This window comes from Ralstonia flaminis (assembly GCF_958415495.1).
GTDB classification, from domain to species: domain Bacteria; phylum Pseudomonadota; class Gammaproteobacteria; order Burkholderiales; family Burkholderiaceae; genus Ralstonia; species Ralstonia flaminis.
Genome location: NZ_CATZLL010000004.1, coordinates 145,469 through 159,461, shown reverse-complemented (window position 1 = coordinate 159,461; position 13,993 = coordinate 145,469). Strand labels below are relative to the sequence as shown.

Genomic DNA, 13,993 nt, shown 5'->3' with positions numbered 1-13,993 from the left:
CCGCCCGCGCAGGCTCCCCTGGCTGTGGTTCCCTTTACCGGGCCGGTTCGGTGCTGCAAGACATGCATCGCCGGGCAACGGTGGGAATCTTCACTGACAGGCGTCCGAGGCATGCGTTCCGCTCGGTGCGTCTTTTGGTCTCGCCTGCGCACATGGTCAAACCGGGTGCGATGCAGTCACGCAAAAAGAAGTGGCTGTTGCCCAACTTTCCTTATGCATCCAATGCATCACGTATGTTTTCCCATGCCTAAATTGAACGGCTTTATAACATGAAACTTGTGCGCTTCCGGTGACGGCGGCGCACTTTCTTTTTGGCCGATCGGCCCTCGGGCGCGAACCAGTTGGCGTCCTGTGGTCAAATAGAACGCTGATCGCTCGGGGCTGGCCGCTGCGCGTTTGCCAGCCTCGCGCTATTTATTGCATTGCAACATCGATGCCGCGCCACAAGCGCGCCATCGCTCCAACGTTCTGCAGGTTTGCCGTCATGCCAAGACCCATTCAGGCCGTCATCCACGGCCCCGCACTTGCCAACAATCTCCAGGTTGCCCGCCGTTATGCCCCGAATTCGCGCGTGTGGGCTGTCGTCAAGGCCAATGCTTACGGTCACGGTATCGAGCGCGCCTACGAAGGCCTGCGCCAGGCCGATGGTTTCGGGCTGCTCGATCTCGATGAGGCCGTCCGTGTGCGCCAGCTTGGCTGGCAGGGGCCGGTTCTACTGTTGGAGGGCTTCTTCAAGCCTGAAGACCTCGCCATCGTCGAGCAATATCGTCTGACCACCACCGTCCACAGCGAAGACCAGTTGCGCATGCTGGAGTTGGCCCGTCTGAAAGGGCCCATCAGCGTGCAGCTCAAGATCAACACCGGCATGAGCCGCCTCGGCTTCATGCCTGCGGCTTACCGTGCCGCGTGGGAACGTGCCCGCGCCATCTCCGGCGTCGGCACCATCGTCCACATGACGCATTTTTCCGATGCGGATGGCCCGCGCGGCATTGAGCACCAGCTCGCTGCCTTCGAGCTGGCTACGCAAGGGTTGCCGGGCGAGGCCTCGCTGTCGAACTCCGCCGCCACGCTGTGGCACCCGAAAGCGCACCGCGAGTGGGTGCGCCCAGGCGTGATCATGTACGGCGCCTCCCCGACGGGCCTGGCCAGCGACATTGACGGCACGGGCCTCATGCCGGCCATGTCGCTCAAGAGTGAACTGATCGCCATTCAGGATCTGCTGCCCGGCGACACCATTGGCTATGGCTCGCGCTTTGTCGTAGAGCGCCCGATGCGCATCGGCGTAGTGGCATGCGGCTATGCAGACGGCTACCCGCGCCATGCTCCGGGTTGGGGTGGCCAGTTCACGCCGGTGCTGGTTGACGGCGTGCGCACGCACACTGTGGGGCGTGTGTCGATGGACATGATTACCGTCGATCTGTCGGGTCTGCCGAACGCCCGCGTTGGCACGCCCGTCACGCTGTGGGGCGAAGGTCTGCCCATCGATGATGTGGCACATGCCGCAGGCACCGTCGGTTATGAGCTGATGTGCGCGGTGGCTCCACGCGTGCCCGTTACCGTTGAGCCGGTTGAAACGGCTGACGCAGGCGAGCTCGGCAAGGCAGCCTGAGCGCCGCACCAGGTTACACGAATACGAAGATCAAGCGGCCGCCCAGCAGGCGTAGCGGCCGCAAGCAGGGGGTTGTTTGGCCAAAAGCAAGACGGTCTATACGTGCACCGAGTGCGGTGGCACGGCGCCGAAATGGGCGGGACAGTGCCCGCATTGCCAGCAATGGAACACGCTGGTGGAAACCGTAGCGCAGCCGACGTCCGGCGCGGGTGCGCGTTTTCAGTCGTTGGCATCGAGCGCGACGGTACGCAAGCTGTCGGAGATCGACGCAGAAGACGTACCGCGCTTCTCCAGCGGTATCGATGAGTTTGACCGCGTGCTGGGCGGCGGCCTAGTAGGCGGCGGCGTGGTGCTGATCGGCGGCGATCCGGGCATCGGCAAGTCGACGCTCCTGCTGCAGGCGCTGTCCAACCTGTCGGCCTCGCGCCGTGTGCTGTATGTGAGCGGTGAAGAGTCTGGTTCGCAGATTGCACTGCGTGCGCACCGTCTCGGCATCGATAGCCAGAATCTGGCGTTGCTGGCAGAGATTCAACTTGAACGCATCCAGGCGACCATCGAGACGGAAAAGCCCGAAGTCGTCGTTATCGATTCCATTCAGACGCTGTATTCGGAGGCGTTGACCTCCGCGCCGGGCTCCGTGGCGCAGGTGCGCGAATGCGCGGCGCAACTCACGCGCATTGCCAAGCGGCTGGACGTGACCACCATCCTCGTCGGCCACGTGACCAAGGAAGGCGCGCTGGCGGGCCCGCGCGTGCTGGAGCACATCGTCGATACGGTGCTGTATTTCGAGGGCGATACGCACTCGTCCTACCGGCTGGTACGCGCGTTCAAGAACCGCTTTGGGGCCGTCAACGAGCTGGGCGTGTTTGCGATGACGGAGAAGGGCTTGCGCGGCGTGGCGAATCCGTCGGCGCTGTTTCTGTCGCAGCATGAACAGGTGGTGCCAGGCTCATGCGTGCTGGTAACGCAAGAGGGCACGCGGCCGCTGCTGGTGGAAATCCAGGCGCTGGTAGATACAGCCAATGTGCCGAACCCGCGCCGCTTGGCGGTGGGTCTGGAACAGAACCGTCTGGCGATGCTGCTGGCGGTTCTGCATCGCCACGCGGGCATCGCGTGCTTTGATCAGGACGTGTTCCTCAATGCCGTGGGCGGGGTAAAGATCACCGAGCCGGCGGCGGATTTGGCGGTGCTGCTGGCGATCCATTCGTCGATGCGCAACAAGCCGCTGCCGCGTGGGCTGGTGGTGTTTGGTGAGATCGGTCTGGCGGGTGAGATTCGTCCCACACCGCGCGGCCAGGAGCGGTTGAAGGAGGCGGCCAAACTGGGTTTTTCGATTGCTGTCATCCCAAAATCGAATGCACCCAAGCAGCCGATCGACGGGCTGGAGGTGATTGCCGTCGAGCGCATTGAACAGGCGATTGATCGTGTGCGTGCGCTGGAGGCTTGATACTTCAAAATTTCGCAACAATGTCGCTTGCACCATTTGAAAACGCAGGTGCTGTTGCAATGCGATAATCCGCCAACTTTTCTCTACGATCTTTCTCCTGATCTGACGCCGCCATGCAAGCCAATTCGCGTGCCTTTTTCCTGCTGATTGCCGTGATCTCCTTCGGGTTGGTCGGCTATGCGCTGTACCTGCAGCACGTGGAGGGCCTGCAGCCGTGTCCGCTGTGCATCCTGCAGCGGTTTGCGTTCCTCGGCATTGGGGTGTTTTCGCTGCTGGCGGCGTTGTCGTCTGCCACGCGGCTGCTGTGGCACGGGCTGGGAATGCTGTCCGGGCTGGCCGGCCTCTGCGTGGCGGGGTACCACGTGTCGCTGCTGCTGAATCCGAAGGCGACGTGCGGTATCGACCCGATCGAAAACTGGGTCAACGCGCTGCCCACAGCCAAATGGCTGCCGCAGGTGTTCGAAGCAGATGGCCTGTGCGTCGGGCCGATGCCGCCGGTCTTTGGCGTGTCGGTGCCGGTGTGGTCGCTGATCTGGCTAGTGATTCTGTCGCTGACGCTGGTCGTGACGATGATTCGTCGCGAGCGTCGCTAAACCGGAGCGATCGACCGTGCAACGCGTCCTCGTCAGTGCATGTCTGCTGGGCCAGCCGGTGCGCTATGACGGCGGCACGGTTGTCACCGAAGGCGGCATCCTGGCACGTTGGCAGATGGAAGGGCGCATCGTGCCGATGTGCCCAGAGATGGCCGGCGGTTTGCCAGTGCCGCGATTGCCGGCGGAAATCCATGGCGAGGGTGGCGGCGCTGCGGTTCTACGCGGGGCCGCCCGCGTGGTCGAGCACCACGGCCATGATGTGACGGATGCCTTTGTGCAGGGCGCGCAACGAGCCCTGGAGGCGGCGCGGGAAGCTGGCGTGCAGGTCGCCGTGCTGACCGAGCGCAGCCCTTCCTGCGGCTCCACGTTTCTCTACGACGGTACGTTCTCCAGCCAACTGCAGCCCGGCGAGGGCGTGACCGCGGCGCTGCTGCGCCAGCACGGTATCCGCGTGTTCAGTCAACACCAGTTGGAAGAGGCAGCGCATCTGCTCGATGCGCTGGACCGTGCCGATTCAGTCGGCAAATCGTAGCGGCAAGGCGAGCTGCACAGGCTCGCCGTTCTCCTTCACCACGCTGTTGCGCTCGGTAAAGAGCGGGTGCTGCAGGGCTTCTTCCATGCGCAGCACGGGCGTGACACAGCAATCGGCATCGGCAAAACGCGCAGTCCATTCAGCCTGTGTGGCGCTCAGGAACAGTGCGGCGAGTTCATCGCGCAGGGCGCGTGCATCCTCACCGCCGACGCGCTGGCCGAGGGCCCAGTGCTTGTCTTTCCATTCGGGCTTGCCGAGTACGTCGCACATCGTCTGCCAGAACTTCAGTTCGAGCGCGCCAACGGCCATGAGGCGGTCATCTGCCGTGCGATAGACGCCGTAGCACGGCACGCCGCCGTTGAGCAGGTCAGCACCGGCCCGGCTCGCCTTGCCGCGCGTGCCAACGGCAAAGAACGCCATCAGGTTGTGCGCGAACACCGAGTCCGTCATCGACACGTCGACATAGCGGCCACGGCCAGTGGCGCGCGCATCCACGAGCGCGGCCAGGATGCCGACCACCGCCGTCAACGCGCCGCCCAGCAGGTCGCCGATCTGCACGTTCGGGACGATGGGCGTGCCGTCCGCGCTGGCCAACTGGTCCAGCATGCCCGCATAGCCGACGTAGTTGATGTCATGGCCCGCTGCCTGTGCGAGCGGGCCGCCCTGGCCGTAGCCGCTGATGGAGCACATCACCAGCGCCGGGTTGGCGGCGCGCAGCGTCTCCCAGCCGACGCCGAGGCGCGCCATGACGCCGGGGCGGAAGCTCTCGATCAGTACATCGGCATGGCGCACGAGTTCGATGAGGGATTCGCGGTCTTCGGCAAGCTTCAGGTCGAGCCGCATTTCGGTCTTACCGCGATTGAGTGAGCGGAAGAACAGGCTCGGGCGTTCGGCTGCGCGGTCGGCGGGCGAGCGCATCATGTCGCGGGCGTAGTCGCCGGGGCCGGGGTCCTCGATCTTGATGATCTCGGCACCGAGATCGGCCAAGTGGCGCGTGGCGGCAGGGCCCGGCAGCAGGCGCGTGAGATCGAGCACGCGCACGCCGGCCAGCGGCTGGCGGGTGGAGCTGGCGGTGGCGGTGTCCGGCGACGGGGTTCTCATCAACAAGGTCTCCTAGGCCGGACGCCAGCGCGGACGTGCCGGATTTAACTGATCTGTTCGAGTTGTTCGTGCAGTTCGAGCCAGCGTTCTTCCAGCTGGTCGAGTTCGTTGTTGATCTCAGCCTGGCGGCGCAGGCTTTCCATCATGCGCGTCTTATTGGCGTCTTCATAGGCTGCGCCATCGGCCAGGAAGGCTTCGAGTTCGGCCTTTTCCTTCTGCAGCGGTGCCATGCGCTTTTCGATCGCATCGACGTTCTTCTGCAGCGGCTTGCGCAGCGCATTCAGGCGTTGGCGTTCAGCGGCTTCTTCGCGCTTCTGATCACGGCGGTTGGCGGCGGGCGCGCCATCTGCATCGGCCGACGCCGTTGGCGCACTGGCCGCCGCACGCTTGGCCGCGGCCTGCTTGAGCAGCCAGTCGCGGTAGTCGTCCAGATCGCCGTCGAATGGGGCGACGGTGCCTTGGCCCACCAGCAGGAACTGGTCGGTCGTGGCGCGCAGCAGGTGCCGATCGTGCGAGACGAGGATCAGCGTGCCGTCAAACTGGGCGAGCGCCATCGTCAGTGCCTCGCGCGTGTCGAGGTCCAGGTGGTTGGTTGGTTCGTCGAGCAGCAGCAGGTTGGGGCGCTGCCAGACGATGAGCGCGAGCGCCAGGCGTGCCTTTTCGCCGCCGGAGAACGGCTCAATGGGCGCGGTCGCCATGTCGCCGCGGAAGTTGAAGCTGCCGAGAAAGTCGCGCAGTTCCTGCTCGCGCACATCCGGCGCCAGGCGTGCCAGATGCAGCAGCGGCGAGGCGTGGTCGTCCAGCGTTTCCAGTTGGTGCTGCGCGAAGTAGCCGATCTGCAGGCCCTTGCCGCGGCGGATCGTGCCAGACAGCGGCGCGAGCGTCTCGGCCAGCGTTTTCACCAGCGTCGACTTGCCCTGGCCGTTGGCGCCCAGCAGGCCAATGCGCTGGCCGGTCTGGATCGAGAACGTCAGGTGCTTGAGGATGGTGATGGGCTGATCTTCGCTCGGCCCCGGGTAGCCGCAATCGACGCCTTCAAACGTGAGCATCGGGTTCGGCGCCGCATCAGGCTCGCGGAACTCGAACGAGAAGCCGGCCGCCGCATGCACGGGCGCGAGGCGCTCCATGCGCTCCAGCGCCTTGACACGGCTCTGTGCCTGCTTGGCCTTGCTGGCTTTGGCCTTGAAGCGCGTGATGAACGATTCCAGATGCGCGATCTGCTTCTGCTGGCGTGCGTAAGACGCTTCCTGCAGCGCCATCTGCTGCAGGCGCTGCGTCTCGAATTGCGTGTAGTTGCCGCCGTAGCGCTTGAGCTTCTGGTGCTCGATATGCAGCGTGACGTTGCATACGCCGTCGAGAAATTCGCGGTCGTGCGAGATCATCACCAGCGTGCCGGCATAGCGTGAGAGCCAGTCTTCCAGCCAGACCACGGCGTCCAAGTCCAGGTGGTTGGTCGGCTCATCGAGCAGCAGCAGGTCGGACGGGCACATCAGCGCCTGCGCCAGGTTCAGGCGCATGCGCCAGCCGCCGGAGAAGCTCGCCACCGGCTGCGTGGTCTGCGCCATCGTGAAGCCGAGGCCCAGCAGCAGGGACTGCGCGCGCGCCGGGGCGGTGTAGCCGTCGGCGTCAGCAAAGGCGGTGTGGGCTTCGGCCTGGGCATGACCGTCATGCGCGGCTTCTGCGGCGGCGAGGCGGCGTTCGATGTCGCGCAGGCGGGTGTCGCCGTCGAGCGTGTAGTCCAGCGCGCTGCGGTCGACCGCCGGCGTTTCCTGCGCCACGTGGGCGACTTGCCAGGTGGGCGGGATGGCGACCTCGCCGCCGTCGGCATGCAGTTCGCCGCGCAGCATCGAGAACAGCGTGGACTTGCCGCTGCCGTTGACGCCGACAAGGCCGACCCGTTCACCGGGGTTGAGTGTGGCGGTGGCATGGTCGAACAGCACCTTGGTGCCGCGCTGGAGGACGAGGTCGTCGAATCGGATCACGAAAAACTGCGCTTAGGACAATCGAAGAAGGGAGGGATTGTAGCGTGCTGCGGCGCACGATTCTGGCGCACCCTGCGCGTTTGGACCGGTGCATCGCACCATGAGGCAGCGGTGCCGGCCCGCAATCTGTGCACGCACTTTCGACCTAGGGAAAACCATAGGCCTTCGTGAAAGTTTTTTTCTTTACATGGTCGATTCGTGAAAATACATTTACACAAAATTTTCACGGCCCAGAACGATGGCGAAATCCACCAGCAAGCGTACGGATGTGTCGAAAGGCGCATTTGCTGCCGAAGCGACGGTCTCCGACCGCATTGCGGCCACGCTTGCCACGCTTACGCCCGCGCACCAGCGCATGGCGGAATATGTGCTGGCGAACCCGTTTCGTGCTGCCACCATGCGTATCGACGAGTTTGCCGCCGCGGTGGAGATGTCGATTGCTACGGCCAACCGCTTTGCGCTGGCGCTGGGTTTTGACGGCTATCCGCAGTTCCGTGCCGGGTTGCTGCGTGGTTTCGAGGCAACGCTTGCACCGGTAGAGAAGCTGCGCCATGAACTGGCGCGTCCGGCCACCAGCGCGGAGATCTTTGCCGCGTCGCTTAACGAAGACATTGCCAACCTGGATGCCACGCGCCGCATGCTCGACCCCGCGGCCTGTGAGCGTGCGGTGGACGCCATTCTGGGCGCCCAGCGCATCTACGTGATGGGCTTTGGTGCGAGTGGCTATCTGGCGGGCTTGCTGCGCCACGGGCTGGATCTGTATTGCGACACGGTGATCTCCGTTTCGCAGCCGGGTGGGGCGTCGGATGCGGCGCGCCAACTGCGCAAGATCGGGCAGAAGGATCTGCTGATCGCCATCGCTTTCCCGCGCTATGCGGCGGACACGATCACCCTGGCCAAGCAGGCCGGCGATCAGGGGTGCCAGGTGCTGGCACTGACGGACGGTCCCACCTCGCCACTGGCACCGTTGGCCGACATCGCGCTGTATGCGCGTCCGGAGCGGCAGTTCTCGGCCACGTCCGACACGGCGGCTGTGGCGCTGTTCGAAGCGCTGTGCGGGGCGGTGGCACACCGGTCTGCGCATTCGCTGGAATCGGCCGAGCGCCTGACTGAATTTGTGCTGCCGTGGCTGCATACCGGCCAGGCTCCGCGCGCCAATGCTGCGCAAGGCAACGACGCGGCCAACGCCCCCACCACTCGACGCGGCCGCAAGCGCGCCGCTGAAAACTGATTTTCACCGAGCCACGCATGACCACGCCCATTCTTGCCATCCACGGTGGCGCCGGCACCATCACCCGCACGGCCATGAGCGCCGATAAGGAAGCCGCTTACCAGCAAGCACTCAACGACATCCTGGCAGCCGGCCAGCGCATCCTCGTTGATGGCGGCAGCGCGCTCGACGCCGTGACCGAAGCCGTGCGCCTGCTCGAAGAGTGCCCGCTGTTCAATGCCGGCAAGGGCGCCGTGCTTACCAGCGCCGGTACGTATGAACTCGATGCGTCGATCATGGACGGCGCCACGCTGGCCGCTGGCGCAGTGACATGCGTCAAGCGCCTGCGCAACCCGATCCTCGCGGCACGTGCGGTGATGGAGCGCAGCGAACACGTGCTGCTCACCTCCGAGGGCGCCGAAGCCTTCGCGCAGGCGCAGGGCCTCGAGTTCGTTGAGCCCGACTACTACTACACCGAAGCGCGCTATGCCCAATGGCAGCGCGCCCGGCAGCAAGACGGCATGGCGCTGCTCGACCACGATGCAGCATCGCTCATGGCCAAGGAAAACGCGCCTATCGACCCAGACAACAAGTTCGGTACCGTGGGCGCCGTGGCGTGTGACGCGCAGGGCCGGCTGGCAGCCGCCACCTCCACCGGTGGTGTCACCAACAAGAAAGTTGGCCGCGTGGGCGATACGCCCATCGTCGGCGCGGGTTGTTTCGCCAACAACGTGGCCGCTGTGTCGTGCACCGGCACGGGCGAGATGTTCATCCGCGCCGTGGCCGCTTACGACGTGGCCGCACAGATGGAATACGCCGGCAAGTCGCTGGCCGACGCGAGCGACGACGTGGTCATGCGCAAGCTGATGGCCATCAACGGCCGCGGCGGGCTGATTGCTGTGGATGCGCAGGGCAACGTCGCCTTGCCGTTCAATACCGAAGGGATGTACCGCGGGTTCGCACGCGGCGCGCAAGCGCCTGTCGTGTCGATCTATCGGTAAGAAGCAGCTAAGCAGGTCAAGCAGGAGATTTGTCGTGACAGCAGCCAAACAGCACAGCGCCATTGCGATGCCGGATCAGCGCATCGTGCAGGTGCAGGACCTGAGCGTGCGCTTTGCCACCTCCGAGCGCGTGGTCGACGCGGTGCGCAACCTGTCGTTCCATGTGGACCGCGGCGAGACGCTGGCCGTGGTGGGTGAATCGGGTTCGGGCAAGTCGGTCACATCGCTGGCGCTGATGCGGCTGGTGGAGCACGGTGGCGGCAAGATCGTTGGCGGGCAGATGCACCTGCGCCGCCGCAGCGGCGAGGTGCTGGACCTGGCGAACGCCAGCCAGTCAGCCATGCGCGGCGTGCGCGGTGCCGATATCGCGATGATCTTCCAGGAGCCGATGACCTCGCTCAACCCGGTGTTTACCGTGGGCGAGCAGATTGCCGAGTCGATCCGCCTGCACCAGGGCAAGCCCGCCGGCGAGGCCAAGGCCGAGGCGCTGCGCATGCTTGAGCTGGTGCGCATTCCGGAAGCGCGCAACGTGCTGGGGCGTTATCCGCATCAACTGTCGGGTGGCATGCGCCAGCGTGTGATGATTGCGATGGCGCTGTCGTGCAAGCCGTCGTTGCTGATTGCAGATGAGCCGACCACCGCGCTGGACGTGACCATCCAGGCCGAAATCCTGCAACTGATCCGCGCGCTGCAGCAGGAGCTGCACATGGCCGTGGTGTTCATCACGCACGACATGGGTGTGGTGGCCGAAGTCGCCGACCGCGTGCTCGTCATGTACAAGGGCGACCGCGTGGAAGAAGGCCCGTCGGCCACCGTGTTTGCGCAGCCTGCGCATCCATACACGCGTGCGCTGTTGTCGGCCGTGCCGCGTTTGGGCTCGATGGCGGGCACGGATGGTCCGGCGCGTTTTCCGCTGATGCGCGTGGATGGCACTGACATGGCGGTCGACACCACGCCGCAGCCGGCCGCGTCGCATGACGTACAACCCATTCTGCGCGTGCGAGACTTGGTCACGCGCTTTGACGTGCCCACGGGCATCTTCGGCCGCGTCACGCGCCGGGTGCATGCGGTGGAACAGGTCAGTTTTGATCTCTACCCTGGTGAGACGCTGGCGCTGGTCGGCGAATCGGGCTGCGGCAAGTCGACGACGGGACGGTCGCTCTTGCGTCTGGTGGACAGCCAGAGCGGCAGCATCGAATTTGCCGGCCAGAACATCGGCGAGTTGAAGGGGCACGCGCTCCAGACGCTTCGCCGAAACATCCAGTTCATCTTCCAGGACCCATTCGCCTCGCTGGACCCGCGCGTGCCGGTCGGCTACTCCATCATGGAGCCGCTGCTGGTGCACAAGGTGGCCTCCGGCAAGGAGGCACAGCAACGTGTGGAGTGGCTGCTCGACAAGGTGGGCCTGCAGGCCGCGCACGCCTCGCGCTATCCGCACGAGTTCTCGGGCGGGCAGCGTCAGCGCATCTGCATTGCGCGCGCGCTGGCGTTGAACCCGAAGGTGGTGATTGCCGATGAGTCGGTGTCCGCGCTGGATGTGTCCATTCAAGCGCAGATCGTCAACCTGATGCTCGATTTGCAGAAGGAATTTGGCGTCGCCTTCCTGTTCATCTCACACGACATGGCGGTGGTGGAGCGCATCAGCCACCGCGTGGCGGTGATGTACCTGGGCCAGATCGTCGAGATCGGCCCGCGCCGCGCGATCTTCGAGAACCCGCAGCACCCGTACACCAAGAAGCTGATGTCAGCCGTGCCGATTGCGGACCCGGCACGCCGCCATCTGAAGCGCGAGCTCTCCACGCACGAAATCCCCAGCCCTATCCGTGCCATTGGCGATATGCCGGTGGTGCAACCGTTGGTGCAAGTGGCGCCAGACCACTTTGTTGCCCGCCATTCGATTGGCGGCGCGTATTGAAAGCAGTGACGAACGCAGTGAAGTCAGAAACTTCTTTGAGGAGGAAGGACATGTTCAATCGATTTGCATTCGCTCCACGCGCAGCGATGGTTGCCAGCGGCCTGGCCCTGGCGGCATTCACCATGCCGGCCTTTGCCGCCAAGGACGCCGTGATGGCGGTCTACTCGACCTTCACCACGATGGACCCGTACGACGCCAACGACACGCTGTCGTTCAGCGCGGCCAAGTCGTTCTATCAAGGCCTGTTCGGCTTCGACAAGGACATGAAGCTGGTCAACGTGCTGTGCGACAGCTACGAAGTCAGCAAGGACGGTTTGGTCTACACGTTCAAGCTGCACAAGGGCGTGAAGTTCCACGACGGCACCACGTTTGACGCCAACGCCGTCAAGGCCAACCTTGACCGCGTGACCGACCCGGCCAACAAGCTCAAGCGCTTCGTGCTGTTCAACCGCGTGGCCAAGACCGAGGTGGTGGACCCGTACACCGCGCGCGTGACGCTCAAGGAGCCGTTCTCGCCGTTCATCAACGTGCTGGCGCACCCGTCGGCGGCGATGATCTCGCCCACCGCGCTTAAAAAATATGGCAAGGACATCGCTTTCCATCCGGTCGGCACCGGCCCGTTCGAGTTTGTCGAGTGGAAGCAGACCGACTACCTGAAGGGCAAGAAGTTTGACGGCTACTGGAAGCACGGCCTGCCGAAGATCGACACCATCACCTGGAAGCCGGTGGTCGACAACAACACCCGCGCCACCGTCATGCAGACGGGCGAAGCGGACTTCGCCTTCACCATTCCGTTTGAGCAGGCAGCCGTGCTCAAGGGCAACGCGAAGGTGGACCTGATTGCCGCGCCGTCGATCATCCAGCGTTATGTCAGCTTCAACACCCACGTGAAGCCGTTCGACAACCCGAAGGTGCGTCAGGCCATCAACTACGCCATCAACAAGGACGCGCTGACCAAGGTGGCCTTCTCGGGCTATGCCGTGCCGGCTGAAGGCGTGGTGCCTTCGGGCGTGGATTACGCCGTCAAGCTGGGCCCGTGGCCTTACAACCCGGCCAAGGCGAAAGAGCTGCTGAAGGAAGCGGGCTACCCGAACGGCTTTGAGACGCAACTGTGGTCGGCATACAACCACACCACTGCGCAGAAGATCATCCAGTTCGTGCAGCAGCAGCTTGCGCAAGTCGGCATCAAGGCGTCGGTGCTGGCGCTGGAAGCCGGCCAGCGCGTCGAGCGCGTGGAAAGCGTGCCGACCCCGGATCAGGCAGGCGTGCGCATGTACTACACGGGCTGGTCGTCGTCGACGGGCGAATCCGACTGGGCGCTGCGTCCGCTGCTGGCTTCCGAAGCCATGCCGCCCAAGTCGTTCAACACCGCGTACTACAAGAACGACCAGGTCGACGCCGACATCGCCGGTGCCCTGCGCACGACCGACCGCGCCGAGAAGTCCAAGCTCTACACCGATGCACAGAAGCGTATCTGGGAAGACGCACCCTGGGCCTTCCTGGTGACGGAAAAGATCGTCTACGCACGTTCCAAGCGCCTGTCGGGCGCCTACGTGGCACCGGACGGCTCGTTCAGCTTCGACGACATCGACATCAAGCAGTAAGCCTTATTGCTGTACCGGCCCGCGCAGCAGTTGCGCGGGCTGCTGAATTTCCGCCTGCGGTGGATTTGCCATGCTGAACTACTTCATTAAACGTGTGCTGGGCGTGATCCCGACACTGCTGATCGTGGCAGTGCTGGTGTTCCTGTTCGTGCACCTGTTGCCGGGTGACCCGGCGCGACTGGCCGCTGGCCCCGAGGCCGACGAGGTGACGATCGACCTGGTGCGCAAGGACCTGGGCCTGGACAAGCCAATGCCCGAGCAGTTCGTGCGCTTCTTCACCAATGCGCTGCGTGGCGAGTTCGGCAACTCGATCCGCACCAAGCGCCCGGTGAGCGAAGAAATTGGCGAACGCTTCTGGCCGACGCTCAATCTGACGATCGCCAGCATGGTGTGGGCGGTGATCTTTGGCATGGTGATCGGTATCACGTCCGCCGTGTGGCGCAACAAGTGGCCCGACCGCCTTGGCATGACACTGGCCGTTTCGGGCATTTCGTTTCCTGCCTTTGCGCTGGGCATGCTGCTGATGGAGGTGTTCTCGGTGCAGCTCGGCTGGCTGCCGTCCATCGGGGCGGATAGCTGGAAGCACTACATCCTGCCGTCGCTCACGCTGGGCGCTGCGGTGGCCGCCGTGATGGCGCGTTTTACCCGCGCATCGTTTGTCGAAGTGCTGCAGGAAGATTTCGTGCGTACTGCCCGCGCCAAGGGCGTGCGTGAGACGGTGGTGGTCATCAAGCATTGCCTGCGCAACGCGATGATTCCGGTGGTGACCATGATGGGCCTGCAGTTCGGCTTCCTGCTGGGCGGCTCGATCGTGGTGGAAAAGGTGTTCAACTGGCCGGGCCTTGGGCGCTTGCTGGTGGATGCGGTGGAAATGCGCGACTACCCGGTCATCCAGGCCGAGGTGCTGCTGTTCTCGCTGGAGTTCATCCTGATCAACCTGGTGGTGGACATGCTGTACACCGTGATCAACCCGACCATCCGCTACAAGAAGTAAGGGGC

At 64.3% G+C, this 13,993-nt stretch carries 11 protein-coding genes; 9 read left to right on the top strand and 2 right to left on the bottom strand.

Annotation, left to right across the window (positions count from 1 at the left end; translation table 11 throughout):
• The first annotated feature begins 484 nt into the window (after positions 1 to 484).
• From alr to R2N11_RS07590, 4 genes are all read left to right on the top strand, one after another.
• Positions 485 to 1,609: an alanine racemase gene (gene alr, locus R2N11_RS07605; RefSeq protein ID WP_199028157.1), complete on the top strand. Its 1,125-nt coding sequence runs from the start codon at positions 485 to 487 to the stop codon at positions 1,607 to 1,609.
• Between the two features lie 76 nt (positions 1,610 to 1,685).
• On the top strand, positions 1,686 to 3,056 hold the full coding sequence (gene radA / locus R2N11_RS07600; protein WP_199028159.1) for a DNA repair protein RadA: 1,371 nt from the start codon (positions 1,686 to 1,688) through the stop codon (positions 3,054 to 3,056).
• 113 nt (positions 3,057 to 3,169) lie between these two features.
• A complete protein-coding gene (locus tag R2N11_RS07595; RefSeq protein ID WP_316680696.1) occupies positions 3,170 to 3,649 on the top strand; it encodes a disulfide bond formation protein B in 480 nt (159 codons plus the stop codon).
• A gap of 16 nt (positions 3,650 to 3,665) precedes the next feature.
• On the top strand, positions 3,666 to 4,181 hold the full coding sequence (locus R2N11_RS07590) for a 2-thiouracil desulfurase family protein (protein WP_199028163.1): 516 nt from the start codon (positions 3,666 to 3,668) through the stop codon (positions 4,179 to 4,181).
• On the opposite strand, the gene R2N11_RS07585 is transcribed toward R2N11_RS07590, so the two are convergent.
• A complete protein-coding gene (locus tag R2N11_RS07585) occupies positions 4,164 to 5,282 on the bottom strand; it encodes a CaiB/BaiF CoA transferase family protein (RefSeq protein WP_316680695.1) in 1,119 nt (372 codons plus the stop codon). The genes R2N11_RS07590 and R2N11_RS07585 overlap by 18 nt on opposite strands.
• Before the next feature lie 44 nt (positions 5,283 to 5,326).
• Complete coding sequence (locus tag R2N11_RS07580; protein ID WP_316680694.1) at positions 5,327 to 7,264, bottom strand: ATP-binding cassette domain-containing protein; 1,938 nt, start codon at positions 7,262 to 7,264, stop codon at positions 5,327 to 5,329.
• Between the two features lie 238 nt (positions 7,265 to 7,502).
• Here R2N11_RS07580 and R2N11_RS07575 point away from each other — a divergent pair, with 238 nt between their 5' ends.
• The 5 genes from R2N11_RS07575 to gsiC all read left to right on the top strand — a co-directional run bounded on the left by R2N11_RS07575 (position 7,503) and on the right by gsiC (position 13,988).
• Entirely contained in the window at positions 7,503 to 8,495 is a 993-nt protein-coding gene (locus tag R2N11_RS07575) for a MurR/RpiR family transcriptional regulator (protein ID WP_199028170.1), read from the top strand.
• Positions 8,496 to 8,512: 17 nt separating this feature from the next.
• On the top strand, positions 8,513 to 9,475 hold the full coding sequence (locus tag R2N11_RS07570) for an isoaspartyl peptidase/L-asparaginase family protein (protein ID WP_316680693.1): 963 nt from the start codon (positions 8,513 to 8,515) through the stop codon (positions 9,473 to 9,475).
• Positions 9,476 to 9,542: 67 nt separating this feature from the next.
• A complete protein-coding gene (locus tag R2N11_RS07565; RefSeq protein ID WP_430715423.1) occupies positions 9,543 to 11,390 on the top strand; it encodes a dipeptide ABC transporter ATP-binding protein in 1,848 nt (615 codons plus the stop codon).
• A 50-nt stretch (positions 11,391 to 11,440) separates the two neighbouring features.
• Positions 11,441 to 12,994 (top strand): glutathione ABC transporter substrate-binding protein GsiB, encoded by a 1,554-nt coding sequence (gene gsiB, locus R2N11_RS07560; protein ID WP_199028176.1) that lies wholly within the window; start codon positions 11,441 to 11,443, stop codon positions 12,992 to 12,994.
• A gap of 70 nt (positions 12,995 to 13,064) precedes the next feature.
• Positions 13,065 to 13,988, top strand: coding sequence for a glutathione ABC transporter permease GsiC (gene gsiC / locus R2N11_RS07555; protein WP_199028178.1), 924 nt, complete (start codon positions 13,065 to 13,067; stop codon positions 13,986 to 13,988).
• Positions 13,989 to 13,993: the final 5 nt, after the last annotated feature.

Excerpts from the sequence above, each read along its gene's own strand:
- alr (WP_199028157.1), top strand. The coding sequence starts at position 485 with ATGCCAAGACCCATTCAGGCCGTCATCCACGGCCCCGCACTTGCCAAC.
- R2N11_RS07595 (WP_316680696.1), top strand. The coding sequence starts at position 3,170 with ATGCAAGCCAATTCGCGTGCCTTTTTCCTGCTGATTGCCGTGATCTCC.
- R2N11_RS07585 (WP_316680695.1), bottom strand. The coding sequence starts at position 5,282 with ATGAGAACCCCGTCGCCGGACACCGCCACCGCCAGCTCCACCCGCCAG.
- R2N11_RS07575 (WP_199028170.1), top strand. The coding sequence starts at position 7,503 with ATGGCGAAATCCACCAGCAAGCGTACGGATGTGTCGAAAGGCGCATTT.
- R2N11_RS07570 (WP_316680693.1), top strand. The coding sequence starts at position 8,513 with ATGACCACGCCCATTCTTGCCATCCACGGTGGCGCCGGCACCATCACC.
- R2N11_RS07565 (WP_430715423.1), top strand. The coding sequence starts at position 9,543 with ATGCCGGATCAGCGCATCGTGCAGGTGCAGGACCTGAGCGTGCGCTTT.
- gsiB (WP_199028176.1), top strand. The coding sequence starts at position 11,441 with ATGTTCAATCGATTTGCATTCGCTCCACGCGCAGCGATGGTTGCCAGC.
- gsiC (WP_199028178.1), top strand. The coding sequence starts at position 13,065 with ATGCTGAACTACTTCATTAAACGTGTGCTGGGCGTGATCCCGACACTG.